Genomic DNA, 24,873 nt, shown 5'->3' with positions numbered 1-24,873 from the left:
CGCGAAATTTTCGACAGCTTCGACGGCGGAGTTCAGCCGACCGGTACGCCGTGGTCCGAACCATTGACGCGCGCCGCGGTGGCCAGCGCCCAGCGTCCGGTGGTGATCAGGCCCAGCGCGAACACCAGTACCCCGCACGCGGCGACGATCACCCACGCCACCCGGTCCGCCGCGGGCGAACTCGCAGCGACGACCGCGCCGATCACCGCCACCCCCAGGGAAATCCCGACCTGGCGGCTGGTCGAGGCCACCGCCGCCGCGAGACCGGCGCGTTCGCGCGGCATCCCGGACACCGCGGCGTTGGTGATCGGCGCGTTGAGCATGCCGAAGCCGGCGCCGAAGCACACGTACCCCAGTACCAGCACCGGAATCGGCGTGGCCGGGCCGATGCCGGCCAGCACGGAGCCGGACACGGCGATCCCGGCACCGGCGACCAGCAGCGGCAGCCGCGGCCCGCGGGCGGCGACCACCCGGCCCGACAGCGGCGCGCACACCGCCGTCACCGCCGCCATCGGGAGCGTCAGCAATCCCGCGTGCAGCGCGGAAAACCCGCGGGTTTCCTGCAGGTAGAGCGTGTTGAGGAAGAGGAACCCGGACAGCGCCGCGAAGCCGGTGACGGCGGTGAGCGTCGCGCCGGAGAACGGGACGCTGCGGAAGAACCTCAGTTCCAGCAACGGATCCGTGCGCCGCCGCTCGTACGGCAGCAGGACGGCCAGCGCGATCGCGGCCACGGCGAAGCAGCCGATGATCTCCGGCGACGTCCAGCCCGCGCCGCGCCCTTCGATGATCGCGTAGGTGAGCGAAGCCAGCAGGACGATCACCAGCAGCTGCCCGGCCGGGTCGAGGCGGCGCGGGTGCGGCGAACGGGACTCCGGGACGAAGAACGCCGTCAGCACGATCGCGGCGACGCCGACCGGGACGTTGATCCAGAAGATCGAGCGCCAGCCGGCCCAGCCGACGAGGGCGCCGCCGACCACCGGCCCGACCGCCATGCTCAGCCCGACCACCCCGGCCCACACGCCGATCGCGCGGGCGCGCTCGCGGGGTTCGGTGAAGACGTTGGTGACGATGGACAGCGCGACCGGGTTGAGCATCGACCCGCCGATGGCCTGCAGCGCGCGGAAGGCGATCAGCGTCCCGACGTTGGGGGCGACGCCGCACAGCAGCGAGCCGAGGCTGAACAGCGCGAGCCCGGCCTGGAACGTCCGGCGCCGCCCGATCCGGTCGGCCGTGGAGCCGGACAGCATGAGCAGGCTCGCCAGGACGAGCGTGTACGCGTCGATCGTCCACTGCAGACTCGCGACGGATGCGCCCAGCTCGTGGCGGATCGAGGGCAGGGCGAGGTTCACGATCGTGTTGTCGAGCCCGACGATGAACAGGCTCAGGCAGCAGACGGCCAGGACGACCCGGGGCCGGACGGGCTGGGGCACCGCACCCTCGCAAGTAGTTGCACGGACAATATTAAGCACTGTACAACTAATTGGGTGCGGTCTTCGTCAGCCCGGGAACAGCTCCGTGAGCCGGGCGAGGGTCTTCTCGATGCCCTGGGCGTTCTTGCGCGGGAACGGGCTGAGCGTGATGGCCAGCGGGAACTTCGCCGTCGACCAGTCGAACGTCTCGGTGACCTCGGTGCGGCCGTCGCCGAGGGGCTCCAGGCGCCAGCGCCAGCGGTGGCCGTTGAAGTGGCGCCAGGCGATCAGGCGGTCCTCTTCGAACTCCACCACGGTGTTGAGGATCTTGTAGGACGGGCCCAGCTTCATGTCCATCCCGAACGTGGCGCCGAGCGAGAGCCGGTCCGGGCCGCCCGGCTGGGCGGCCCGGACCGTCCCGGATCCGTCGATGAGCGGGTGCTGGGCCGGATCGGCCAGGAGCCCGAAGATCTTCTCCGGGGTCGTGGCGACGATCGCGGTGCGTGAGACCTGGCGGCTTCCCATCACCCGAGCCTAGGCCAGGGTGATCACTTCGGCGGCGTGGTCTTCAGCACCACCGTGCGCTGGTCCAGCGGCGCGGCCAGCGCGACCGAGATCACCGGGTACCGGATGTCCATCGTGCACATCTGGCCGGTCTGGGCCTTGGTCTCGCTCAGGTTGACCACGACGTGGTCGCCGCCCTGCTCGGTCGCCTCGCCGAGGGCGTGGCCGCAGCCGCCCTCCTGGGCGCGGATGTTGAGCACGGTGCCGCCGTTGGCCGTCCACACCTCGTGCGGGAAGCCGCCGGGCAGCGCGGTCGCGTCGATCTTGGCGGGCGGCACCGGCGTACTGCCTTCGGGCACGGTGAGCCGCGGCTTGCCCGGCGGGTTCGCCGTCGGCGAGCCGGGCAGCACCGACTCGCTCGGCGACGTCGAAACGCTGCCGGTCGGCGCCGCGGAGTCACCCCCGGCAGCGGGCTGGCTGGTGGGCATGTCCTGGCCGGCGCAGGCCGTCGCCATCAGCAGGAACGCGCCTGTCCCGACCACCTTCGCTAAGTACCTCATGCCCCGAAGACGGAACGGGCCCGACACGGGGTTGCACGCAAGATCGATCCGTTCGGCTCCGGCGGGTAGCGGGGCCGCACTTTCACGTGAAAGTGCGGCGGGAGGGTGGCCGCACTTTCACGTGAAAGTGCGGCGGAACGTGGTCTGGGAGGGTGACCCCGGGCATCCCGGGGTCACCCTCCCAGCGTCCGGGGCGGGGTCAGCCCTGGCGGAGCACCACCGTGCGGGTGCCGAGCGGCTCGGCCAGCGCCAGCGGGACGGTGATCTCGCGGATGTAGTCCGGGCACATCTGGCCCTTCTTCGCCGCGGTGACGGCGATCAGCACCACCACCTGCTGCGGCGTCTGGTCGCCGACCCGCGCCGAGACGCGGCGGCAGCCGCCCTCCTCCGCCTGCAGGATGACCGTCTTGCCGTCGAGGCTGCGGGTGAGGCTGCGGGGGTAGCCCTCGGGCAGGGAACGTGCGTCGACCTGGGATTCGGCGATCACGTCGTCGCCCGGGGCGATGCCCTGCGTGGGGCGGCCGACCGTCTGGGACGGCGGCGGGGCGACCGTCGGCGAACCCGGCAGCGGGGACGAAGACGACGTCGTGGGCGTCTCCGGGCCGGTGCCGCCCGGAGCGCCCGCGGTGCTCGCCCCGCACGCGGTCAGCGTCAGGAGCAGCAGGACCGTACCCAGCAGTGTGCGCATACCTGCCAGACGGACCGGACGCCGAAACGGTTGCACCTACCGGTGCGCCGCCCGGCCGCGGACCAGGCCCAGCAGGATCACCCCCGCGCCGGTGACGGCGAGCAGCAGCACCGTCGCCGCGGAGGCGAGGAACACCTGGCCGCGGTCGGTCAGCGCGAAGACGCTCGCCGGGAGCGTGCGCCAGTCCGGCGGGTACAGCATCATGGTCGCGCCCAGCTCGCCCATCGACATCGCCAGCGCGAGGCTCGCCGACGCCGTCATCGCCGGGAGCAGCACCGGCACGCGCACCCGCACCAGCACCCGGACGGGGGAGGCCCCGAGGGACGCCGCCGCCTGCGCGAGCTGGGGGTCGACGCGGGTGAGCGCCGCCGACACCGTGCTGAAGGCGAACGGCAGCACGATCAGCAGGTGCCCGAGCAGCACGATCCAGCGGGTCCCGTTGAACGCCAGCGGCGGCCGGCTGAACGCCACCAGCAGCGCCAGCCCCAGCACCACCGACGGCACCGCGATCGGCAGGTGGAACACCGTCCCCGCGAGCCGCCGCAGCCGGGGTGACGCGGTTTCCGCGGCCAGCGCCGCCCACGTCCCGAGCAGGACGGCCGCCGCGCCCGCGATGACGCCGGTCTGGATGCTCACCGACAGGCTCGCGAACGTCTCCCCCGCCAGCGCGTCCGCGTAGTGGCCGAGGGTGAACCCGCCGGGCAGCACGCCCGTCCAGTGCCCGGCGAACGACGCGAGCACGATCATCACCAGCGGGGCCGCGACGACGACCGCGAACACCACGCCGAAAACCAGCCACAGCAGCACCTTGCTACGCCGCGTCCACAGCAGCACCGCGACCCCTTCCCGCGAGCACCCGGTAACACCCGTACAACAGCAGCGAAAGCACGACGTCGACCAGCGCGACGACGCTCGCCGCCGGGAAGTCGAACGTGACGATCCCCTTGCCGTACACCAGCATCGGCAGCGTCGTGACCCCCTTCGCGCCGAGGAACAGCACGATGCCGAACTCGTTGAGCGCGAGCAGCAGCGTCAGGCAGGCGCCTGAGGCCAGCGACGGCAGCGCCGCGGGCAGCACCACCCGCGCCAGCACCCGGCCCGGCCGCGCGCCGAGCGACGCGGCGACGTCCAGGTGGACGCCGGGGATCTGCCCGAACGCCGCCAGCGCCGGCCGCATCACGAACGGCGTGTAGAACGTGATCTCGGCCAGCAGCACGCCCCACGGCGAGTAGAGGAAGCCGCCCGCGCCGAGCACGCCGGCGCTGCCGTAGAGGAACGTGAACGCCAGCGCGATGAGGAACGACGGGAACGCGAGCACCGTGTCGACCAGCCGCGACAGCGTCCGCGCGCCGGGGAACGGGACGAACGCGATGACCAGGGCGAGGAACGTGCCGAGCACGACGCAGCCGGCGGTGGCGCCCAGCGCGAGCAGCACCGTCTGGAGCGCCGCGTCGCGGAACTCGGCCGAGCCGAGCACCTCGGCCCAGACGTCCAGGCCGAACCCGGTGTCCGTGGTCAGCGACTGCCCCGCCACCAGCACCAGCGGGTAACCGAAGAACACCGCGACGACCACGAGCGGCGGCAGCACCCACAGCGAACCCCGTCGTGAGCGGGAAACAGGGTCAGCACGTTGTTTCTCACTCACGAGGGCCACGGCGGTCACGAGACGGCCCCGACCAGCGGGCAGCCGTCCGGGATGGACACCCCGACCGCCGTGCCGACGGTGAACGCCTCGGGCACCTCGGCCCGGATCGTCGTGCCGGTCGCCAGCACCAGGTCCAGGCGGTAGCCGGTGCCGCGCCACTGCACGGCCGTGACCAGCGCCGGGAGCGTGCCCGCTGCCGGTTCGCCGACGCCGACCCGGTGCGGGCGCACGCCGAGCGCGACCGGGCCGGCGCCGAGCGCGCCGGTCGGTTCGGCGGTCAGCTCGCGCTCGCCGAGCCGGACGGTCGCCGGGGACCCGGCGCGGACCAGGTCGACCGGGATGAGGTTGGCCGCGCCGAGGAAGCTCGCGGTGAACGCGTTCGCCGGGCGCCGGTAAAGCTGTTCGCACGGCCCGGTTTCGACCAGCCGCGAGTCGCGCATGACGGCGATCCGGTCGGCCAGCGCGAGCGCTTCGCCCTGGTCGTGGGTGACGTAGACGAGCGTGGTGCCCGGCAGTTCGGCGCGCAGCCGCAGCAGCTCCGCGATCATGTCCTCGCGCAGGGCGGCGTCCAACGCGGACAGCGGCTCGTCGAGCAGCAGCACGTCGGGGCGGATGGCCAGCGCCCTGGCCAGGGCGACCCGCTGCTGCTGGCCGCCGGACAGCTCGCGCGGGAACCGGCGGGCGTAGGCCCCCATCCCGACCAGGCCGAGGACCTCGGCGACCCGCGCCGCGACGTCGGCGCGCGGCCACCGCCGGGCCCTGAGGCCGAACGCGACGTTGGCGTCGACGCGCAGGTGCGGGAACAGCGCGTAGCTCTGGACCACGACGCCGAGACCGCGGCGGTGCGGCGGCAGGTCCGTGACGTCCTCGCCGTTCAGGAACACCCGTCCCGCGCTGGGCCGCACGAACCCGGCCAGCGCCTTGAGCGCCGTCGACTTGCCGGAGCCGGACGGCCCGAGCAGCGCGAGGGTTTCGCCGCGGCCGACCGCGAGGTCGAGGGTGTCCAGCGCGGTGGTCCGTCCGAAGTGGACGGATACCCCGCGGAACTCGACGGACGGCGTCACCGGCCGACGGCCTTCTTGTACGCGGCAAGGTCGGCGTCGAGCTTCCCGAGCACCGCGACCCAGTCCGGGTGCCAGATCTCGACGCCGTCAAGCGCGGCCTTGATCTTCGCCGCGTTCGCGCCGGTGGCCGTGACGTCGGCGCGGGCCGGGATGCCGTACGCGTCGGCGGCCTTCGCCTGGACTTCCGGGGAGAACAGGAAGTCGAGGAGCCGCTTCGCGTCGTCGGGGTGCGGCGCGTTCGTCACGAGCCCGGCGTAGTACGGCAGCGCGAAGGTCGAGCGCCTGCCCTGGGCGTCGGCTGGGAAGAACACCTCGAAGCCGCCGCTCTTGGCGATCTCGGCGAGGTTCATCTGGACGTCGCCGTTGGCCACGAGCAGCTCGCCCTTGGCCACCTTCGGCTGCAGCTTGCCGGTGGAGGACGACGGCCCCGCGTTGTTGGCCTCCAGCTTGCCGAGGTAGTCGAGCGCGCCCTGCTCGCCGAGGACGTGCTGCAGCTGCAGGAGCACGGCGGTGCCGTCGCCGGCCTCGCCGGGTGTCGAATACTGGACCTTGCCCTTGAGCTTCGGGTCGAGGAGGTCGTCCCAGGTCTTCGGCGTGGCCGCCGGGTTGCGGATGAAGCTGAGGTAGTTGTTCATCATCGCGGCGAAGCGGCCCTGCGGATCCTTGTCCGACACCTGGTCCGCGCCCTGCGGGGTGTAGGGCTGCAGCAGGCCGGCGACGCGCTGGATGAACGGCGGCAGCGTGACGAGGACGTCGGCCTGGGTGTTGGCCTTTTCCTTCTCCACGCGCGAAGCGACTTCGCCGGAGCCGGCGGTGACCGCCTGCACGGTGATGCCGGTCTGTGCCTTGAACTCGGCGAACCGGGCGGTGTACCAGTCTTCCAGTCCGTCCACTGTGTACACGGTGACGGTCTTGCCGCCGGTGGCACCGGCGCCGGTGCCACCGCACGCGGAGAGCAGCGCGGTCAGCGCCACCGCGAGGACGGTGGCCAGGGTCTTCTTCATCGGGGTTCTCCTTCGAGCACGGCGGGGAGGTCGGAGACGGAGCCGAGGACGTGGGTGGCGCCGGCGAGGTCTTCGCGGCGGCCGGCGCCGGTGAGCACGCCCGCGACGACGGACGCGCCCGAGCGGAGGCCGCACAGGACGTCCGAAGCGGTGTCGCCGACGACGGCGATCCGCCGCACGTCGGTGACTTCGAGCCGCAGCGCCGCGGCGAGGACGAGGTCGGGGAACGGGCGGCCGCGGACGCCGTCGCCGGGGGCGAGCGCGAGGTCGGCGAGGTCGCGCCAGCCGAGGGCGACGAGGATGGCCCGCTGGGTCGCGGGCGCGAAGCCGGTGGTGAAGGCGACCTTGACGCCGTCCTCGCGCAGGCCGCGGACGACGGCTTCGGCGCCGGGGACCGGCTTGCTCTCCCCCACCAGCTCCCCGTAGGCGGCTTCGAAGGCCGCGTTCGCCTGCCGGGCCCGGGTTTCGTCGCCGAGGAGGGCGCGGAAGACGACGATCTTCGACTGGCCCATGGTGTCGAGGACGTACCGCAGCATCTCGGGGTACTTCTCGTCGGGCACGCCGGCGGACCGGATGACTTCGGTGAAGGCCCGCACGACGAGGCCGTCGTCGGCGACGGTCGTGCCGGCCATGTCGAGCACGACGAGTTCGGGGGTCACAGGTCCAGCTCCTCGGCGGTGTCTTCGGCGATGGCGGGCGCGCAGGTCATGCCGCGCCCGCCGGGCCCGGTGACCAGCACGGCGTTGTCCGCGACGCGCGCGCGGTGCACGATCCGGCCGGGATCGGCGGTCTGCGCGTACACCCCGGCCCAGCGGCGGCGGATCGGCGGCAGCGGGCGCCCCAGCAGGGCCCCGGCGACGTCGGCGAGGTGCGCGTAGGGGTCTTCGGTGACGTCGAAGGCGAACGGCTCGTCGTAGGAGTGGGTGTCGCCGATGGTGAGCGAGCCGTCGAGCCGCTGGACGAGCAGCAGCTGCATCCGGTGGGCGGCGGCGACGTCGGCCTGGGGCTGGGTTTCCGCGAGTGCGTCGAGTGCCGGACCGCGGTAAGCCGGGTAGTAGTGGAAGCTGTCGCCGTCGGCGACGCTCGTGGTGAGCGCTTCGCCGAGGGGCTCGGTCTGGGCCATCTGCAGCCGCACGCGCCGCACCGGCGGGTCGCCGGCCAGCTCGCGCACCAGGCCGCCGGTCCGGGCGCCGGTGCAGAACACGACTACGTCGCCGTCGTGCCGCTCGCCGTGGTCGTCGACGACGCCGGTGGCGCTCAGGTGCCGGACCTCCCGGCCGGGCCGCCAGGTGTAGCGGCCGGTCTTCGCGAGTTCGGCCCGCAGGGCGGGCTGCGCGGTCCGCGGCTCGACGGCGGCGTCGCGCCCGCACCACAGCGCGCCGCGGAAATCGCCGCGGAGAGCCGGGTTCAGCGCCCGGGTCTCGGTGGCGTCGAGCAGCTCGTACCCGCGCTCGGCGGCTTCGGGCCCTTCGGCGACCTGACGGGCGACGGCGAGTTCGGCTTCGGTCCGGACGACGGTCAGCGAGCCGTTGGCGCGGAAGCCGAGGGCCGGGACGCGCTCGCCGATCCGCTCCCACAGCAGCCGGGCCCGCCGCGCGGTGCCGAGCTCGGCGCCTGCCGCGCGGCCGCCGACCCAGACCAGGCCGAAGTTGCGCACGGACGCGCCCCGGGCCTCGGGTTCGCGTTCGAGCTGGACGACGTCGTGGCCGCGCTCGACGGCCTGCCAGGCGTGCAACGTGCCGAGCACGCCACCGCCCACGATGAGGATTCGCACGCCGCCCACGCTGTCGGCCGCGCGCCAACGACGGCTGACCCGACGGCTAACGGAGCGTGAAGGACCCTCGAATATTGGACCGGATGAGTTATCATCCCGTTATCTACAGTCGGCCGGCGGCGACGAACACGGCGATCGCGAGCAGCACGGTGTTGACGCTGACGTTCCGCCACTCGGCCGGCTTGTGCTGCACGATCGCCGGCCGGGAGTGCATCGCCATGGCACCCACCATGACCACGGCCAGCCCGGCCGCGGCCCACCCGGTCAGCGCCGGCGCGATGCCCAGCGGCACCGGCAGGATCAGCCCGACCACCGCGAACAGCTCGCAGATCGCGGTGAACCGGACCACGGGCAGCGGGTAGGCGGCCGCGCCGGTCTGGCCGGTCCCCAGCATCCGCTGCCGCGACATGGTCGACTTGAGCACGCCCGAGACGGCGAAGATCGCGGCCAGCAGCACCTGCCCGCTCCACAGCGCGATGTTCATGATGTCCTCCCAGTGGGTCGTCGAGGGAGGGACGAGGACGTCGCGCGGAACGTGACAGCGGGTCAGTCCGCGCGGCCCAGGCGGGTCGTGAAGCTCAGCCGGTCACCGCGGTAGAGCGACCGCACGCGCTCGAACGGGACGCCGTCCGGGCCCCACGAAACGCGGTGCAGGAGCAGCATCGGCAGGGCCGGGTTGGTGCCGATCAGCAGCGCTTCGCGCGGGGTCGCCAGCACCGTCTCGACCCGCTCCTCGGCCCCGTCGAACACGACCCCGAGCCGCTCGCTCAAGCACGCGTAGAGCGACTGCTCCGGGTCGAACACGTCCAGCAGGTCCGGGAACCGCTCGACGAGGAGATATGTCGACTCCAGCCCGACGCGCTCCTCGTCGGCCAGCAGCACCCGCTCGAGGTGGAACACCTCGGCGTCCGAGGTGACCTGCAGGTCGGCGGCCAGCGCGCTGCCCGCGAGCCGGCGTTCCAGCGTGATCACGTTGCGGCCCGGCCGGATGCCCTGGCGCCGCAGGCCCTCGGTGTAGCTGACCAGGGCCAGCGGCTGGACGAGCTTCGGGCCGGCGACGTACGTGCCGCTCCCCTGGCGGCGGCTGAGCTTGCCCTCCAGCACCAGTTCGCCGACCGCCTGCCGGACGGTCGCCCTCGACACCTCGAACCGTTCGCACAATTCCCGTTCCGTCGGCAGCGCCGCGCCTTCGCCGAGTTCCGCGATCACCGCCAGCAGTTCGACCTTCACCGCGTAGTAACGCGGAACGCGGCCGTGCTCGGGAATCCCGTCGAGCACGGGACCGTCGGCGGACAAGCGGGAATGGCGTGAAGGGGCAGGCACGGAATCGACCCTATTCGGTTCCCCGGGCACCGTGGTTCGCTGTGGCGCGCAACACGGCCGAAACGTAGAGGATCACCCGGATGCGGCCGCCCCCGTTTACGTTTACGGCCGGGAAACGCCCGGTGAATTCCGGGCTTCGGACACCGGGAGGGTGCTCGGCGAGACGGCCCGGTTCGCCGCCGTCCCGGGACCGGCGTTGCTGGGCGCAACGGCCTACGGCGTTCGTCGGATCCGGCGGTGAGAAATCACCCAACCGCCCGAAAGATCCGAAGAAAGTCGGTTGTCCCGGTCTGCGGCCACCTGGTGTAGTCATGGTGCCGCTCACGGCAACGGCTTCCACAGTGGACACTGGAAGGACTGATCCCCTTGGCTCCCAAGCGCTGGTTCACCCTGCTCAGAAACGTCACCACCGCGGTGGCCGCGGTCGCCGCGGCCGCGTCGTTCGCCACCCCGGCGATCGCGGCCCAGCCGCCGTCCACCGACGTCGTCGGCGGGACCCGGGCCGCCCAGGGCGAGTTCCCGTTCATGGTCCGGCTTTCGATGGGCTGCGGCGGGGCGCTCTACACGAACCAGATCGTGCTGACCGCCGCCCACTGCGTCAGCCGGACCGGGGCCAACACCTCGATCACGGCGACCGTCGGCGTCGTCGACCTGCAGAGCACCAGCGCCAAGAAGATCAAGTCGACCTACGTCTACCAGTCGCCGACCTACGGCACCTCGACCGGCGGCGACTGGGCGCTGATCAAGCTCGCGAGCCCGGTCACCGGCCTCTCGACGCTGCCGATCGCGACGACGTCGACGTACAACACCGGCACGTTCACCGTGGCCGGCTGGGGCGCGGCGACCGAGGGCGGCGCGCAGCAGCGCTACCTGCTCAAGGCGACCGTCCCGTTCGTTTCGGACGCCACCTGCCAGGCCCAGGGCGGCAGCTACCCCGACCTGATCCCGAGCGCGGAGATCTGCGCCGGCAACCTGACCGCCGGCGGGGTCGACACCTGCCAGGGCGACTCGGGCGGCCCGATGTTCCGCCGGGACAACAACAACGCCTGGATCCAGGTCGGCATCGTCTCCTGGGGTGACGGCTGCGCCCGGCCGCACGCCCCCGGCGTCTACACCGAGGTGAGCACGTTCGCGTCGAAGATCGCCGCGGCCGCCGCTTCCCTGTAACCGCTTCCGCGAAGAGGGGGCCCGCCGCGGCGGGCCCCCTTCAGCGCGTCTTGTCCAAACGCGACAGTGCCTCTTCGTAGCCGTTCACCAGGTCCGCGACGACGTCGGCGACCGGGCGGACGGCGTTCATCCGGCCGACGATCTGCCCGACCGGCATCGACACCACGCTCGGGTCGTTCGCCGCGTGGATCCGGTTGTGGGCGTGGGAAACCAGCAGGTTCTGCAGCGGCATCGGCAGCGGCTCGGGCGCGTCCGCCGCGGCCCACGCCTCGGTCCACCGGGTCTTGAGCAGCCGCGCGGGCTTGCCGGTGTAGATCCGCGTCCGCACGGTGTCCGCCGAGGACGCCGCGACGAGCGCCTGCTGCATGGCCACCGACTCGCCCATCGTCTGCAGGTACTCCTGCGTGGCGAGCCACATCGAACCCATCCAGACGCCGGACGCGCCGAGCGCGAGCGCCGCGGCCACCTGCCGGCCGGAACCGATCCCGCCGGCCGCGAGCACCGGCACGTCGACGGCGTCGACGATCTCCGGCACCAGCACCATGGACGCGATTTCGCCGGTGTGCCCGCCGGCCTCGTAGCCCTGGGCCACCACGAAGTCGACGCCGTTCTCGACGTGCCGGACCGCGTGCTCGGCCTTGCCGGCCAGCGCCGCCACGGGCACCCCGCGGTCGTGGCACTGCCCGATGACGTCGGCCGGCGGTGAGCCGAGCGCGTTGGCGATCAGCTTGATCGGGTGGTTGAGCGCGACCTCGACGTGCGAGCGGGCGACCGAGTGCAGCCAGCCGAGCACGCCCGCGCGCTCGTCGGTGTCGTCCGGCAGCGGCGGCACCGAAAGGTCGCGCAGCACCTTGTCGACGAACGCGCGGTGGCCGTCCGGGATGTGCTTCGACAGGTCGACCTGGCTGCCCTCGGCGGGGATCTTCGCCGGCATCACGATGTCGACGCCGTAGGGCTTCCCGCCGGTGTTCTCGTCCATCCAGGTCAGCACCCGGTCGAGCTCGGCGGCGTCGTTGAACCGGACGCAGCCGAGCACGCCGAGCCCGCCCGCGCGGCTGAGCGCCGCGGCGACGTGCTCCGACGGGGTGAACCCGATGATCGGCAGGTCTATGCCGAGCCGGTCGCACAGGGGTGTCCGCACTTCTGGTGTCCTCCTCAGACGGGCTGGGCCGTCGCCGGTTCGTGCTCAGCGGCGTAGCGCTGGGCCCACGGGTAGTCCGGCTTGCCGCTGGGCGAGCGGCCGATTTCGGCGGCCAGCCAGATCGTGCGCGGCACCTTGTACCCGGCGATCTCGCCGCGGACGTGCTCCTCGAGGGAGGTCAGGTCCGGTGCCGCGCCGTCCCGCAGCTGGACGACGGCGGCGACGCGCTGGCCGAGCCGCTCGTCCGGGACGCCGATGACCAGGGCGTCGAAGACGTCGGGGTGCGACTTCAGCGCCCCTTCGACCTCCTCCGGGTAGACCTTCTCACCGCCGGTGTTGACGCACTGGGAGCCGCGGCCGAGCAGCGTGACCGTGCCGTCCTCCTCGTAGCGGGCGTAGTCGCCGGGGACGACGTACCGGACGCCCTCGACCTCGACGAAGATCTTCTTGCTCTTCTCGGGATCGCCGTAGTAGCCGAGCGGGACGTGCCCGCGGCGGGCGATCAGCCCGACCGCGCCGGGCGCCGGCTCGACGAGCTTGCCGTCGTCGTCGACGAGGATCGCGTCCTTGCCGAAGCTGACCCGGGGGCCGGCGCTGTGGTCGGAGCCCTTGCCGACCATGCCGATCCCGGTGAAGCCGCTTTCCGACGAGCCGATGGCGTCGGTGATCACGGCGTTCGGGACCAGTTCGACGAACTCCTGCTTGACCGACTGCGAGAACAGCGCGGCGTGGCTCGACACGGCGACGAGCGACGAAGCGTCGTAATCCCCCTCGCGGAAGGCCTCGATCAACGGCCGCGCCATCGCGTCGCCGACGATCGTGAGGACCTGGACCTTGTTGTCCTGCACGGCTTTCCAGATCTCGTGGGCGTCGAAGCGCGGCACGAACACCACCGGGCTGCCGGTGAACAGCGCCCCGAACGCGGCCCACTGCGCGGCGCCGTGGATCAGCGGCGCGGCGGGGAGCCGGGTGAGGCTCCCGGCCTTGCCCTGCTCGGCGAGCGTCCACTCGTCGGGGATGTACTCGCCGGTGACGAAGTTGATCCCGCCGCCGAGCGCGCGCCAGACGTCTTCCTGCCGCCAGAGCACGCCCTTCGGGTAGCCCGTGGTGCCGCCGGTGTAGAGGATGTAGAGGTCGTCGCTGCTGCGCTCGCCGAAGTCGCGCTCCGGCGACTGCTCGGCGAGGGCGGTTTCGTAGTCGACACCGCCGTAGCGCCCGTAATCGCCGCCGCTGCCGTCGTCGATCACGACAACGTGTTTCAGTTTCGGCGTCTCGGGCAGGACCGCGGCGACCTTGTCGGCGTAGCTTCTCTCGTGCACGAGCGCGACGAGCTCGGCGTCGGTGAAGAGGTAGGCGAGCTCGCCGTGCACGTAGCGGTAGTTGACGTTGACGGCGATCGCGCGCAGCTTGTACGCCGCGATCATCGCCTCCAAGGCCTCGATCGAGTTGCGGGAATAGACCCCGATGTGGGACCCGCGTCCCACGCCGTGCGCGGCGAGGTGGTGGGCGAGCCGGTTGGCCCGCGCCTCCAGTTCGGCGAAGGTGACCCGCCGGTCGCCGCACACGACCGCGACGCGCTCCGGCACGGCGTCGACGGCGTGCTCCAGAAGATCCGCGATGTTGAGTGCCACGCCCTCAAAGTAGAACATGTTATCGTTCTGGGCAATGGCACTGCTCCTTCAGGAGGTCTTCCGTGGGTGAACCGCACGCGCTGGTTTCGCAAGAGGGGCAGACCCTGGTCGTCACGATGAACCGGCCCGAGGCGCGCAACGCGATCACCGGCGAGATGATGTCGATCATGGTCGAGGCCTGGGACCGGGTCGATGCGGACGAGGAGATCCGCAGCTGCGTCCTGACCGGCGCGGGCGGCGCGTTCTGCGCGGGCGCGGACCTGAAGTCGATGTCCCGCAATTCGCCTTCCGAGTCCTTCGCGTCGGGCAAGTTCAACCCCGCGCACATCCCCGGCCTCCTGAAGGGCCGCCGCCTGACGAAACCCCTGATCGCGGCCGTCGAAGGCCCGGCGATCGCGGGCGGCACGGAGATCCTCCAGGGCACGGACATCCGGGTGGCGGGCGAGTCGGCCCGCTTCGGGGTGTCGGAGGCGCGGTGGGGACTGTTCCCGATGGGCGGGTCGGCGGTGCGCCTGCCTCGCCAGATCCCGTACACCGTGGCCGCGGACATCCTGCTGACCGGGCGGCACCTGTCCGCATCGGAAGCCCTGGCGATCGGGCTGATCGGCCACGTGGTCCCCGATGGCGAAGCCCTGTCGAAGGCATTGGAGCTGGCGGCGCTGGTCAACGCGAACGGGCCGGTCGCCGTGCGGGCGATCCTGCGGACGATCCGGGACACCGAAGGCCTGCACGAGGAAGAGGCCTTCAAGCTCGACTCGCAGTACGGGATCGAGGTCTTCGCGTCGGAGGACGCCAAGGAAGGGCCGCGGGCGTTCTCGGAGAAGCGGAAGCCGGAGTTCCGCGGCCGCTGAGCGCGGGAAAGGCCGGGGCCCGCGAACCCCGGCCTCCCCTCCCCCCGGTCAGCAGTTGTTCATGACGTACCAGACGGGTCCCCAGTTGCCGTTCGGGTCGTAACTGCGCGCCGGCTTCGTCGTGAACACGTGGTATTTCTTCTTGTTGAACATGCTCGACGTGAAGTGGTGCGACTGGTTGTTGATCCAGGAACCGCCGCTGTTCCAGCCGTCCGGGATCTCGTTGTACGTCCCGCAGTTCGACTTGAACCACTGGGCACCCGTGTAGTTGGCCCCGCGGTAGCCGCAGAAGTTGTAGTACGGGCAGGACTCCGCGGCCGTCGTCGCCGCGTTGCCGTCCAGGCCGTCGCCCAGCTTGTGGACGTACTTCTCGCCCGGCAACGCGTACCGCACCGTGGCACCGTCGGCCGTGGTGATCTCGTTCGCGGCCACCTGGACGCCGCCGAGGGTGTCCAGGCCACGGTCGACCTCCGCCTGCAGTTCGCCGGCCTGGCCGGCACTGAGGCCGGCCGCCCGCGCCTGCGCCGTGAACCCCGTCCCGGCCGCCGCGCCCGCGTCCGTCACCCCCGTCACCAAGGCCGCCAGCGCGACGCCGGCCACGACGCCGATCTTTCCTCGCATCGATCTCCCCTTCCGTACCAACGCTCGTTGCTTCGGACGGCGGAAATTCTCCGACCGGCCACCGGCGGGCGGGGAAAACCTGGATGATCCCGGACGGGCCGGAAACCGGGGAGGGTTTCGATGCGAGCACCGGATCCAGAGCACGCGCGGTCGGTGGACGAGCTCATCGGCGAGCTCCGGTCGTTGAAGGTGTGGGCGGGCGACCCGTCGATCACGACGGTCACCCGCCGGATCCACGCGACCCTGCGGACCGGCGGGATCCCGGAGAGCGAATGGCCGGCGCGCGCCACCGTCGGCGACTGCTTCCGGCTCGGCCGCCGCCGCCCCAGCCCCGACCTGATCCTCGCCGTCGTGCGGGCGCTGGCCGGCGACGATCCGCCGGTGCTGCTGCGCTGGCGCCAGGCCCTCGCCCTGGTGCTCGGGGAACGCGGCGCCGCCGGCTGCGTCGGCGTGCGGGACCGGCTCCCGGCGGACGTCACCGCCTTCACCGGCCGCGCCCGCCTCGTCCAGCGGGTCACCGAGCTGTGCCGGAACTCCGCCGGCACGGTGCTCACCGGCATGGCCGGCGTCGGGAAGACCGCGCTGGCGATCCACGTCGGCCACCGGGTCCTCGCGGCGGACGGCGACCGGAAAACCCTGTTCGCCGACCTGCGCGGCTTCGACCCGGACGGCCCGCCCGCCGACCCGTACGCCGTGCTGGAGTCGTTCCTCCGGCTGCTCGGCGTGCCCGGCGCGGCGCTCCCGAGGACCGTCGAAGGCCGGACCGCCCTCTACCGGCGGCGGCTGGCGGAGACCCCGGCGCTCGTCGTGCTGGACAACGTCCTCGACGACCGGCAGGCCGAGCCGCTCCTCCCGCGGTCGCCGTCGTGCCCGGCGCTGCTGACCAGCCGGACCGCGCTGCGGCGCCCGGCGGGGGTCCGCAGCGTCGCGGTCCCGGTGTTCACGCCGGCCGAATCGCTCGCCCTGCTGCGCCGGACCGCGGGTACCGGGCGGATCGACGCCGACCGGGCGACCGCCGCCCGGATCGCCGCACTGCTGGGCCGGCTCCCGCTGGCCCTCTCCATCATCGGCAGGCACCTGCGGGACCACCCGGACTGGCCGCTCGCCGACTACCCGGCCCCGCTGGCCGAGCTCGCCATGGAGGGCGGGGTGCGAGCCGCGCTCGCCCTCTCCGACCAGGGCCTCGACGCCGGGCTCCGCCGGCTGCTGCGGCTGCTGGCCCTGCCGCCCGGCCGGGACATCGACGCGGCCGCGGCCGCCGCGCTGGCCGGCCAGGACCCGGACGGCACCCGCGATCAGCTGGAGACACTGGCGACGGCGCACCTGCTGACCCGCCCGGCGCCGGGCCGGTACGGCCTGCACGACCTGGTGCGCGCGTACGCGGCGGAACGGGCCCGCCTCGACGAGCCGGGCAGCCGCGCGCACGACGCCGTGACCCGGCTGTTCGACCACTACCGCCACCGGGTGTCCGTGGCGATGGACCTGGTGTACCCGTACGAGAAGGACCGGCGGCCCACGGTGGCCGAGGCACCCGGTCGCGGACCGGCCACCGCCGAGGCGGCCCGGGACTGGCTGGACGCCGAAGAGGCCAACCTGGTGGCCGCCGCGGCGGGGCCGGGCCGGCCCCGGCACACCGCGGACATCGCGATGCTCCTGTGGCGGCACCTGCACCTCACGGGCCGCACCACGGTCGCCGTCACCCTTCACGAACGAGCCCTCGAGGCGACCGTGGAGCTGGGCGACCGCGCGGGTGAGGTGCACGCGCTCAACCACCTCGGCGGCGCCCGCTGGAAGCAAGGCCGCATCGAGGAGGCGCAGCGGCTCTTCGCCCGCGCACTCGACGTCGCCCGGGAAATCGGCGACCGCGCCAACGAAGGGCGGGCGCTGAACAACCTCGGCATCATGCACGAGCGGCAACGGCGCATCACCGAAGCGCTCACCTGCTACGAGCAGGCCATGACGATCGCCCGGGAGGTCGGCGACGTCGCCGGCCGGAGCCGGGCCGGCTGCAACATCGGCAACGCCTGCGCGGCGCTGGGCCGCTACGCCGAGGCACTCGGGCAGTTCCGCGGGGCGTTGACGATCGCCCGCGAGATCGGCGACCGCGCCAACGAGGCCTACCTGCTCAACAACATCGGCAACGTCCTGCGGCGGCAGGACCACCGCGCCGGGGCGCTCGAGCACTTCCGGCAGGCCCTGGCGATCGGGGAGGAACTCGGCGAACGGGAGTACGTCGGCCACGCGCTGACGAACATCGGCACGATCCACCAGCTGCTGGGACGGCCCGGCGAGGCGGCGGACTGCCACCGCCGGGCGCTCGGGATCGCCCGCGACGTGGGCAGCCGGACGACGGAAGGCTTCGTGCTCACCAACCTGGGCACGCTCCACCGGCAGCGGGGCCGCCTCACCGACGCGCTCGGCCACCACCGCGAAGCCCTCGCGATCGCCCGCGAGATCGGCGATCGGTACGTGGAGATCGAGGCGCTCAACAACCTGGGCGCGACCCTGACCCAGGCCGGCGCTCCCGGCGAAGCGGCCGATGCGCACCGGAGGGCGTTGTCCCTGGCCGTCGAAGGCGGCGAGCGGTACGAGCAGGCCCGGGCCCTCGCCGGGCTCGGCGCGGCCCACGAGGCCCTCGGCGAGCCCGGCGAGGCCCGCGACCACCGGCGGCGGGCGAGCGGCCTCTTCGGCGAGCTCGGCGTCCCCGAACCCGGCACGGCCACCATACCTAGAACACGTTCCAGCAAAACCCGATCCGCTCCGCAGTGAATCTTGCCGCCAGAACGAGAACGTGTTTCACTCAAGGACGTGACCGAGACACCACTGGCGGCGCCCCTCAACGTCGGGTTCGACTACACCCGCTCGACCGGGCCGGTGCTCGGCCGGTTCGTCAACGGCCTGCGCGAGCACCGGATCGAAGGCATCCGCGGCAGCGACGGCCGGGTGCACGTGCCGCCGGTCGAGTACGACCCCGTGACCGCCGAACAGCTCGGCGAGTTCGTCCCCGTGGGCGAAGAGGGCACCGTCGTCTCGTGGTCGTGGTGCCCCGAGCCGCTCGACGGGCAGCCGCTGAGCCGGCCGTTCGCCTGGGCGCTGGTCAAGCTCGACGGAGCGGACACCGCCATGCTGCACGCCGTGGACGCCGGCTCGCCGGAGAACATCCACAGTGGACAGCGGGTGCGGGTGCGCTGGGCCGAGGAAGCCGTCGGGCACATCCGGGACATCGCCTACTTCCTGCCGGTGGACGCCGCCGACACCACGCCGACCGAGCCGGCTCCCCCGGTCGCCGAACGCGAAGCGGGCGCGCCGGTCAGCGTCGTCATCACGCCCGTGCACCTGAAGTACCAGCACTCGGCCTCCCCGGAGGAAAGCCGTTACCTGCGCGGGCTCGCCGAGGGCAAGCTGATCGGCCAGCGCTGCCCCGAGTGCGGGAAGGTCTACATCCCGCCGCGCGGCGCCTGCCCGACCGACGGCGTGCCGACCACCGAAGAGGTCGAGCTCCCCGACACCGGCATCGTGACGACGTTCTGCATCGTGAACGTCCCGTTCCTCGGCCAGCGGCTCAAGCCGCCGTACGTCGCCGCGTACATCCTGCTCGACGGCGCCGACATCGCGTTCCTGCACCTCGTGCTGGGCTGCGACGCACAGGACGTCAAGATGGGCATGCGCGTGCGGGCGTCCTGGAAACCCCGCGAAGAGTGGTGGACGTCGCTGGAGAACATCAGCCACTTCGAGCCGACCGGCGAGCCGGACGCGGCCTACGAAACCTTCGCCCACCACCTGTGAGGTCCTGATGCCAGACGTCGCCATCGCGGGCTTCGCCAAGGCCCCCAACGTCCGGGAGACCGAGGGGACCACCAACGGCGTCGAGATGCTCGTCCCCATCTTCGCCGAGGTCTTCGCGCGGACCGGCCTGTCCAAGCAGGACATCGGGTTCTGGTGCTCCGGTTCGTCGGACTACCTGGCCGGGCGCGCGTTCTCGTTCATCGCCGCGGTCGACGCGATCGGCGCGTTCCCGCCGATCCACGAGTCCCACGTCGAAATGGACGCCGCCTGGGCGCTCTACGAAGCCTGGCTGAAGATCAAGATGGGCGAGGTCGAGACCGCGCTCGTCTACGGCTTCGGCAAGTCCAGCGCCGGTCAGCTGCGCCGGGTGCTCGCCCTGCAGCTCGACCCCTACGTCGTCACGCCGCTGTGGCCGGACTCGGTGTCGATCGCCGGGATCCAGGCGCGCCTGGGCCTGGAGGCCGGGTTGTGGTCCGAAAAGGACCTGGCCGAGGTCGCCGCCCGGCACCGCGGCGTGGACGCCGCCGAGCTGCTGGACACGCCGTACGTCGCGGATCCGTTGCGCAAGCACGACATCGCGCCGGTCACCGACGGGGCCGCCGTGGTCATCCTGTCCACTGTGGAACGCGCCCGGGACATCGTCGAGCACCCCGCGGTGCTCACCGGGATCGAGCACCGCGTCGACTCCCCCGTGCTCGGCGCCCGCGACCTGACGCGCTCGCCGTCCACCGAGGCGGCGGCGAAGGCCCTCGACCTCGACGGCGTCGACCTCGCCGAGCTGCACGCGCCGTTCACGCACCAGGAGCTGATCCTGCGGACCGCGCTCGGGCTCGGCGACGGCGTCAAGGTCAACCCGTCCGGGGGCGCGCTGGCGGCGAACCCGATGTTCTCCGCCGGGCTCGCCCGCATCGGCGAGGCCGCGGCCCGGATCCACCGCGGCGAATCCCGCAAGGCCGTGGCGCACGCGACGAGCGGCCCCGCCCTGCAACAGAACCTGGTGACCGTGCTGGAGGCCCGATGACCAAGCAGCTCACCGCCGTGCTCGGCACCGGCCAGACGCACCACCGCGCCAAGCGCGCGGACGTCTCCATGCCGGGCCTGCTGCGCGAGGCGATCGACCGCGCGATGACCGACGCCCAGGTCGAGTGGGCCGACATCGACGCCGTCGTGCTCGGCAAGGCACCGGACCTGTTCGAGGGCGTGATGATGCCCGAGCTGTTCCTCGCCGATTCGCTGGGGGCGACCGGGAAACCGCTGCTGCGCGTGCACACCGCCGGGTCGGTGGGCGGCTCGACCGCGCTGGTCGCGGCCTCCCTCATCCAGGCCGGCGTGCACCGCCGGGTGCTGACCGTGGCGTACGAGAAGCAGTCCGAGTCGAACGCGATGTGGGGCCTGTCGATCCTGCCGCCGTTCCAGATGCCGGTCGGCGCGGGCGCGGGCGGCTACTTCGCGCCGCACGTCCGGTCCTACATCCGGCGGTCGGGCGCGCCCGAGCACGTCGGGGCGATCGTCGCGGCGAAGGACCGGCGCAACGGGGCGCTGAACCCGTTCGCGCACCTGCGGCAGCCGGACATCACCGTGGAGTCGGTGCGGGCGTCGCAGATGCTGTGGGACCCGATCCGCTACGACGAGACGTGCCCGTCGTCCGACGGCGCCTGCGCGATGGTGCTCGGCGACGAGGCCGCCGGGGACGCCGTCGAAGGCGGGGCCGCGTGGCTGCACGCGACGGCGATGCGCACCGAGCCGACCACGTTCGCCGGCCGCGACCAGGTGAACCCCCAGGCCGGACGGGACGCGGCGGCCGCGCTGTGGGCCGAGGCGGGCATCACCGACCCGATGTCCGAAGTGGACGTCGCCGAGATCTACGTGCCGTTCTCCTGGTTCGAGCCGATGTGGCTGGAGAACCTCGGGTTCGCGCCCGAAGGCGAGGGCTGGAAGGTGACCGAGAAGGGCGAGACGGCGATCGGCGGGCGGCTGCCGGTCAACCCGTCCGGCGGGGTGCTCTCGTCCAACCCGATCGGCGCGTCCGGCATGCTCCGGTTCTCCGAAGCGGCGAAGCAGGTCATGGGCCGGGCCGGGGACTACCAGGTGGACGGCGCGCGCCGCGCGCTCGGCCACGCCTACGGCGGCGGCTCCCAGTACTTCTCGATGTGGCTGGTCGGCTCCGACAAGCCCACCTCGTGACCCGCACTTTCACGTGAAAGGTCCGGCCCCAGGTCCGCACTTTCACGTGAAAGTGCGGGGGTCAGCGGCGGGAGCGGCGCCAGCGCAGGGCGAGCAGGGTGCCTGCCACGCCGGTCAGCACGCCGACCGCGGCGGGCACCGCGACCGGCGGGTCCACCACGACCACCGGGTTCAGCGCCACCGGCGCGGGCGGCTGGACCGGCTTCGGCGGCGCGTCGGAGCCGGTCGCGGTCCACGCCGTGACGTACACCAGCAGGCGCGCCACCAGCGAGATGAAGAAGATGAGGCCGATCACCGAGCCGAACGCGATGCCGGTCGGCGAGTCGCCGATCAGCCGGAGGTAGAAGCCGCCGGCCAGCTTGAGCGCCTCGAACCCGAGGGCCAGCGCGATCGCGCCGCGCACCGCGCTGCGCACGCCCACCTTCTGCCGCGGCAGCCGGGTCAGCACCCACAGGAACACCAGCCAGTCGGCGGCCAGCGACAGCGGTACCGAGGACGCGGACACGAGCTGGTGCCCCCAGCTCGTGTCGTCGAAGCCGGCCAGCCGCAGCAGGTAGCCGCCGAGCGCGGTGCCGGAGATGGTCAGCGTGAACGACACCAGCAGCGCCGCGCTCAGGCCGGCCAGCGCGAGCAGATCGACGGCGATGAGCCGCAGCAGCGGCTGGTCGGAGCGGTTCTGCCCCCACAGCGCGGTCAGCGAGTCCCGCAGCGCGTTCATCCAGTTCCAGCCCGAGTAGAGGCCGATCACCAGGCCGAAGGCCCCGACGCTGGTCCGCTGCTCGACGAAGCCGGTGAGCAGGTCGGTGGCCTTGGCGCCGAGTCCACCGGGCAGCGTGGACACGATCGCGTGCACCATCGTGTCGAGCAGGTGCGGCTGGGTGGCCAGCACGAACCCGGCGACCGACGAGGCGACCATCAGCAGGGGCACCAGCGACAGCAGGCTGAAGTAGGTGATCGAGGCGACGTAGTGGTAGCCGCCGCACTCGATGTAGCGGTTGGTCGCGCGGGCGATGTGGTCGAGCCACCGGTACCGGGCGCGTGCCCGGGCCCAGGGGCTCGGGGCCTTGGGGGAACTCTTCACGAAGACTGTCTACCCAGCCGGAGCCCTCCTTGCGCGGGCAACACGCGGGCGTGCCTCCGGAAGTGGCTCAGCCGAGGACGACCAGGTCGGTCCAGCGGTCCTCGGGCAGCGCCGCGTCCGTCGTCGCGAACACCGTGCTGCCGAGGAAGTCGAGCTCGCAGCCGAGGGTGGCGAGGAAGGACGTGTCGGCGGCGTCGCGGCCGGTGGCGATGCGGAGCATGGTCTGGCGCGGGGCCAGGTGGGTGGCGTCGAAGACGTACCAGTGCCCGTCGATGCCGGCTTCGAAGACGGCGTGGAAGTCCATCGGCGAGAGGCCGGGCGCGTAGACACCGGCGTAGCGCGCCGGGATGTCGAGGACGCGGCACAGCGCGATGCAGACGTGCGCGAAGTCGCGGCAGACGCCCGTGCCGGCCAGCAGGGTGTCGATGGCGTCGTCGGTCCCCCGCCCGGACCCGACCACATAGGACAGTCGCTCGTGGACGTGCCGGACGATGGCGTCGACCTGCTTTTTCTTGCTCTTCAAGGCGAACAGCTCCGGCGGTACCAGGCCGGCGATCCGGTCGGAGGGGCAGTACCGGCTCGGCCGGGTGAACACGGCGGCGTCGGCGACCGTGACGGGCTCGGGCGCGGCTTCGCCCAGCACGCGTTCGGCGTGGTAGGCGACGCGGTGCTCCCCCACCGGCAGCTCGAAGACCTCGGCACGGGTCCCGTGCTCGAATTCGACGAGCTCGCTCTCCCCGTGCCAGGAAACGCTCAGCTCTTCGGTGTCGGCACGCGCCGCGGCGATGGAAATCGCGGCGCGCCCGGGTTCGGTGACGCGGACGGAGAACTCGACGTCGACGGTCGCTCGCGGGGCCATCGCCTCATGATGTCACCCTTCGGCACGATTGCCGGGTGACCGACATCGTGGTGTTCCACTCCGTGCCGGGGCGGGCGCCGATGCCCGGGTGCGCACGCACCCGGGCATCGGCCACTTTCCACACCGACGCGGACGGCCCCGACCCCGGCCGCGGCCGCGCTCACCTGGGAGCGGGTCTCGAGGTTTCTCAGGCGTACCGAACCGGGTAGTGCTTGATCCCGTTGAGCCAGCTGGAGCGCAGCCGCACCGGGGGCGCCGCCTCCGTGATGCCCGGCATCACGTCGGCGATCGCGTTGAAGATCAGGTCGATCTCCAGGCGGGCGAGGTTCGCGCCGATGCAGTAGTGCGAACCCGTGCCGCCGAAGCCGACGTGCGGGTTGTCTTCGCGGAGGATGTCGAACTTCTCCGGGTCGTCGAAGACCTCGTGGTCGAAGTTGGCCGAGCTGTAGAACATGCCGACGCGGTCGCCCTTGCGGATCCGCGCGCCGCCGAGCTCGGTGTCGCGCGTGGCGGTGCGCTGGAAGGCGACCACCGGGGTGGCCCAGCGGACGATCTCGTCCGGTGCCGTCTTCGGCCGCTGCTCCTTGAACAGCTCCCACTGGTCCGGGTGGTCCAGGAGCGCTTTCATGCCGTGGGTGATGGCGTTGCGGGTCGTCTCGTTGCCGGCGACGGCGAGCAGGATGACGAAGAACCCGAACTCGTCCGAGCCGAGCGCTTCGCCGTCGACGTCGGCCTGGATCAGCTTCGTGACGATGTCGTCCATCGGGCACTTGCGGCGGTCCTCGGCCATGTTCCACGCGTAGCCGATGAGCTGCGCGGACGCCTCCAGCGGCGCGACCTCGTACTCCGGGTCGTCGTAGGCGACCATCTGGTTGGACCAGTCGAAGATCTTGAGCCGGTCCTCCTGCGGGATGCCGATCAGCTCGGCGATCGCCTGCAGCGGCAGCTCGCACGCGACGTCGGTGACGAAGTCGCCGGTCCCCTTCTTGCGGGCCTCGTGGGCGATCCGCTCCGCGCGGTCGCGCAGGGTGTCCTCGAGCTTCGAGATCGACCGCGGCGTGAAGCCTTTGGACACGATCCGCCGCAGCTTGGTGTGCTGCGGTGCGTCCATGTTGAGCAGCACAAGGCGGTTGGCGTCGAGGTTGTCCTCGGTCATGTTCTCGTCGAAGCGGATGATGGCGGTCTTTTCCCGCGACGAGTACAGCGTGCTGTCGCGGGAGACCTCCTTGACGTCCGCGTGGCGCGAGACGACCCAATAGCCGTCGTCGCGGAAACCCGCGGTGTTGTGCTTCTGGGGGTTCCACCACACCGGTGCCGTCCGCCGCAGCTCGGCGAACTCGTCCACCGGGAGTCGTTGCGCCAGGAGATCGGGATCGGTGAAGTCGAACCCTGCCGGGATGAGCGGAGCGGCCACGTTGCCTCCCACGGTTCGGCTTGGAACACGTTCTAGGTTGGATTGAAGCATACGGTGTTAACCAACGGAAGACGTTCAGTGAAACCCGTTAACTTGACCGATGACGGCAGGTGAGCGTGCGCTCACCTGGCAAAGATCAAGATGACGCCGAGCCTGCGGCAGCTTGC

General features: G+C 72.1%; 24 protein-coding genes. 6 read left to right on the top strand and 18 right to left on the bottom strand.

What is annotated here, in order from left to right; translation table 11 throughout:
* Positions 1 to 32 precede the first annotated feature (32 nt).
* The 12 genes from AB5J73_RS25620 to AB5J73_RS25565 all read right to left on the bottom strand — a co-directional run bounded on the left by AB5J73_RS25620 (position 33) and on the right by AB5J73_RS25565 (position 9,971).
* Complete coding sequence (locus AB5J73_RS25620) at positions 33 to 1,430, bottom strand: MFS transporter (RefSeq protein WP_370961221.1); 1,398 nt, start codon at positions 1,428 to 1,430, stop codon at positions 33 to 35.
* 66 nt (positions 1,431 to 1,496) lie between these two features.
* On the bottom strand, positions 1,497 to 1,934 hold the full coding sequence (locus AB5J73_RS25615) for an SRPBCC family protein (protein WP_370961220.1): 438 nt from the start codon (positions 1,932 to 1,934) through the stop codon (positions 1,497 to 1,499).
* 23 nt (positions 1,935 to 1,957) lie between these two features.
* Positions 1,958 to 2,455, bottom strand: a complete 498-nt coding sequence (locus tag AB5J73_RS25610) for a hypothetical protein (RefSeq protein ID WP_370973320.1) — start codon at positions 2,453 to 2,455, stop codon at positions 1,958 to 1,960.
* 217 nt (positions 2,456 to 2,672) lie between these two features.
* Positions 2,673 to 3,161 (bottom strand): hypothetical protein, encoded by a 489-nt coding sequence (locus tag AB5J73_RS25605; RefSeq protein ID WP_370961219.1) that lies wholly within the window; start codon positions 3,159 to 3,161, stop codon positions 2,673 to 2,675.
* A gap of 36 nt (positions 3,162 to 3,197) precedes the next feature.
* Entirely contained in the window at positions 3,198 to 3,995 is a 798-nt protein-coding gene (locus tag AB5J73_RS25600) for an ABC transporter permease (RefSeq protein ID WP_370961218.1), read from the bottom strand.
* Positions 3,973 to 4,824, bottom strand: a complete 852-nt coding sequence (locus AB5J73_RS25595) for a 2-aminoethylphosphonate ABC transporter permease subunit (protein ID WP_370961217.1) — start codon at positions 4,822 to 4,824, stop codon at positions 3,973 to 3,975. The genes AB5J73_RS25600 and AB5J73_RS25595 overlap by 23 nt, the downstream gene beginning before the upstream one ends.
* Positions 4,821 to 5,870 (bottom strand): ABC transporter ATP-binding protein, encoded by a 1,050-nt coding sequence (locus AB5J73_RS25590; RefSeq protein WP_370961216.1) that lies wholly within the window; start codon positions 5,868 to 5,870, stop codon positions 4,821 to 4,823. Before AB5J73_RS25590 ends, AB5J73_RS25595 begins: the two co-directional genes overlap by 4 nt.
* Positions 5,867 to 6,874 (bottom strand): 2-aminoethylphosphonate ABC transporter substrate-binding protein, encoded by a 1,008-nt coding sequence (locus AB5J73_RS25585; protein WP_370961215.1) that lies wholly within the window; start codon positions 6,872 to 6,874, stop codon positions 5,867 to 5,869. Before AB5J73_RS25585 ends, AB5J73_RS25590 begins: the two co-directional genes overlap by 4 nt.
* Positions 6,871 to 7,533 carry an HAD family hydrolase gene (locus AB5J73_RS25580; RefSeq protein WP_370961214.1) on the bottom strand — a complete coding sequence of 221 codons (663 nt, stop codon included), beginning with the start codon at positions 7,531 to 7,533 and terminating at the stop codon, positions 6,871 to 6,873. Before AB5J73_RS25580 ends, AB5J73_RS25585 begins: the two co-directional genes overlap by 4 nt.
* On the bottom strand, positions 7,530 to 8,648 hold the full coding sequence (locus AB5J73_RS25575; RefSeq protein ID WP_370961213.1) for a TIGR03364 family FAD-dependent oxidoreductase: 1,119 nt from the start codon (positions 8,646 to 8,648) through the stop codon (positions 7,530 to 7,532). Before AB5J73_RS25575 ends, AB5J73_RS25580 begins: the two co-directional genes overlap by 4 nt.
* 103 nt (positions 8,649 to 8,751) lie before the next feature.
* The gene (locus AB5J73_RS25570; protein ID WP_370961212.1) at positions 8,752 to 9,132 is read right to left on the bottom strand and encodes a DoxX family protein; all 381 of its coding nucleotides are present in this window, start codon (positions 9,130 to 9,132) and stop codon (positions 8,752 to 8,754) included.
* 62 nt (positions 9,133 to 9,194) lie between these two features.
* Positions 9,195 to 9,971, bottom strand: coding sequence for a GntR family transcriptional regulator (locus AB5J73_RS25565; protein WP_370961211.1), 777 nt, complete (start codon positions 9,969 to 9,971; stop codon positions 9,195 to 9,197).
* Between the two features lie 366 nt (positions 9,972 to 10,337).
* Between AB5J73_RS25565 and AB5J73_RS25560 the strand changes: the two genes are divergently transcribed.
* Complete coding sequence (locus tag AB5J73_RS25560; protein WP_370961210.1) at positions 10,338 to 11,138, top strand: trypsin-like serine protease; 801 nt, start codon at positions 10,338 to 10,340, stop codon at positions 11,136 to 11,138.
* A 40-nt stretch (positions 11,139 to 11,178) separates the two neighbouring features.
* Here AB5J73_RS25560 and AB5J73_RS25555 read toward each other — a convergent pair whose 3' ends face one another.
* Together AB5J73_RS25555 and AB5J73_RS25550 are read right to left on the bottom strand one after the other, a co-directional pair.
* Entirely contained in the window at positions 11,179 to 12,279 is a 1,101-nt protein-coding gene (locus tag AB5J73_RS25555) for an NAD(P)H-dependent flavin oxidoreductase (RefSeq protein ID WP_370961209.1), read from the bottom strand.
* 14 nt (positions 12,280 to 12,293) lie between these two features.
* Positions 12,294 to 13,910, bottom strand: a complete 1,617-nt coding sequence (locus AB5J73_RS25550; RefSeq protein ID WP_370961208.1) for an acyl-CoA synthetase — start codon at positions 13,908 to 13,910, stop codon at positions 12,294 to 12,296.
* Between the two features lie 62 nt (positions 13,911 to 13,972).
* Between AB5J73_RS25550 and AB5J73_RS25545 the strand changes: the two genes are divergently transcribed.
* Positions 13,973 to 14,761, top strand: a complete 789-nt coding sequence (locus tag AB5J73_RS25545; protein WP_370961207.1) for a crotonase/enoyl-CoA hydratase family protein — start codon at positions 13,973 to 13,975, stop codon at positions 14,759 to 14,761.
* Between the two features lie 48 nt (positions 14,762 to 14,809).
* On the opposite strand, the gene AB5J73_RS25540 is transcribed toward AB5J73_RS25545, so the two are convergent.
* A complete protein-coding gene (locus AB5J73_RS25540; RefSeq protein ID WP_370961206.1) occupies positions 14,810 to 15,382 on the bottom strand; it encodes a hypothetical protein in 573 nt (190 codons plus the stop codon).
* A 153-nt stretch (positions 15,383 to 15,535) separates the two neighbouring features.
* Here AB5J73_RS25540 and AB5J73_RS25535 point away from each other — a divergent pair, with 153 nt between their 5' ends.
* The 4 genes from AB5J73_RS25535 to AB5J73_RS25520 are packed head-to-tail and all read left to right on the top strand — an operon-like array spanning position 15,536 to position 21,352.
* Entirely contained in the window at positions 15,536 to 18,151 is a 2,616-nt protein-coding gene (locus tag AB5J73_RS25535) for a tetratricopeptide repeat protein (protein ID WP_370961205.1), read from the top strand.
* 39 nt (positions 18,152 to 18,190) lie between these two features.
* Positions 18,191 to 19,168: a Zn-ribbon domain-containing OB-fold protein gene (locus AB5J73_RS25530; RefSeq protein WP_370961204.1), complete on the top strand. Its 978-nt coding sequence runs from the start codon at positions 18,191 to 18,193 to the stop codon at positions 19,166 to 19,168.
* Positions 19,169 to 19,175: 7 nt separating this feature from the next.
* Positions 19,176 to 20,189, top strand: coding sequence for a thiolase domain-containing protein (locus AB5J73_RS25525; protein ID WP_370961203.1), 1,014 nt, complete (start codon positions 19,176 to 19,178; stop codon positions 20,187 to 20,189).
* Positions 20,186 to 21,352 carry a thiolase domain-containing protein gene (locus AB5J73_RS25520; RefSeq protein WP_370961202.1) on the top strand — a complete coding sequence of 389 codons (1,167 nt, stop codon included), beginning with the start codon at positions 20,186 to 20,188 and terminating at the stop codon, positions 21,350 to 21,352. Before AB5J73_RS25525 ends, AB5J73_RS25520 begins: the two co-directional genes overlap by 4 nt.
* A 61-nt stretch (positions 21,353 to 21,413) precedes the next feature.
* On the opposite strand, the gene AB5J73_RS25515 is transcribed toward AB5J73_RS25520, so the two are convergent.
* The 3 genes from AB5J73_RS25515 to AB5J73_RS25505 all read right to left on the bottom strand — a co-directional run bounded on the left by AB5J73_RS25515 (position 21,414) and on the right by AB5J73_RS25505 (position 24,706).
* On the bottom strand, positions 21,414 to 22,433 hold the full coding sequence (locus AB5J73_RS25515) for a YhjD/YihY/BrkB family envelope integrity protein (RefSeq protein WP_370961201.1): 1,020 nt from the start codon (positions 22,431 to 22,433) through the stop codon (positions 21,414 to 21,416).
* 67 nt (positions 22,434 to 22,500) lie between these two features.
* Entirely contained in the window at positions 22,501 to 23,292 is a 792-nt protein-coding gene (locus tag AB5J73_RS25510; protein ID WP_370961200.1) for a transglutaminase family protein, read from the bottom strand.
* A gap of 187 nt (positions 23,293 to 23,479) precedes the next feature.
* Positions 23,480 to 24,706, bottom strand: coding sequence for a cytochrome P450 (locus AB5J73_RS25505; protein ID WP_370961199.1), 1,227 nt, complete (start codon positions 24,704 to 24,706; stop codon positions 23,480 to 23,482).
* Between the last annotated feature and the right edge of the window lie 167 nt (positions 24,707 to 24,873).

Source organism: Amycolatopsis sp. cg9 (assembly GCF_041346945.1).
GTDB lineage: Bacteria > Actinomycetota > Actinomycetes > Mycobacteriales > Pseudonocardiaceae > Amycolatopsis.
Note: the sequence above shows the minus strand (reverse complement) of the source record. Positions and strands in the feature narration are given on the sequence as shown.

What these genes read in the sequence shown, in the direction of transcription:
- AB5J73_RS25615 (WP_370961220.1), bottom strand. Translation starts at nt 1,934, where the DNA reads ATGGGAAGCCGCCAGGTCTCACGCACCGCGATCGTCGCCACGACCCCG.
- AB5J73_RS25605 (WP_370961219.1), bottom strand. Translation starts at nt 3,161, where the DNA reads ATGCGCACACTGCTGGGTACGGTCCTGCTGCTCCTGACGCTGACCGCG.
- AB5J73_RS25585 (WP_370961215.1), bottom strand. Translation starts at nt 6,874, where the DNA reads ATGAAGAAGACCCTGGCCACCGTCCTCGCGGTGGCGCTGACCGCGCTG.
- AB5J73_RS25570 (WP_370961212.1), bottom strand. Translation starts at nt 9,132, where the DNA reads ATGAACATCGCGCTGTGGAGCGGGCAGGTGCTGCTGGCCGCGATCTTC.
- AB5J73_RS25540 (WP_370961206.1), bottom strand. Translation starts at nt 15,382, where the DNA reads ATGCGAGGAAAGATCGGCGTCGTGGCCGGCGTCGCGCTGGCGGCCTTG.
- AB5J73_RS25525 (WP_370961203.1), top strand. Translation starts at nt 19,176, where the DNA reads ATGCCAGACGTCGCCATCGCGGGCTTCGCCAAGGCCCCCAACGTCCGG.
- AB5J73_RS25520 (WP_370961202.1), top strand. Translation starts at nt 20,186, where the DNA reads ATGACCAAGCAGCTCACCGCCGTGCTCGGCACCGGCCAGACGCACCAC.
- AB5J73_RS25510 (WP_370961200.1), bottom strand. Translation starts at nt 23,292, where the DNA reads ATGGCCCCGCGAGCGACCGTCGACGTCGAGTTCTCCGTCCGCGTCACC.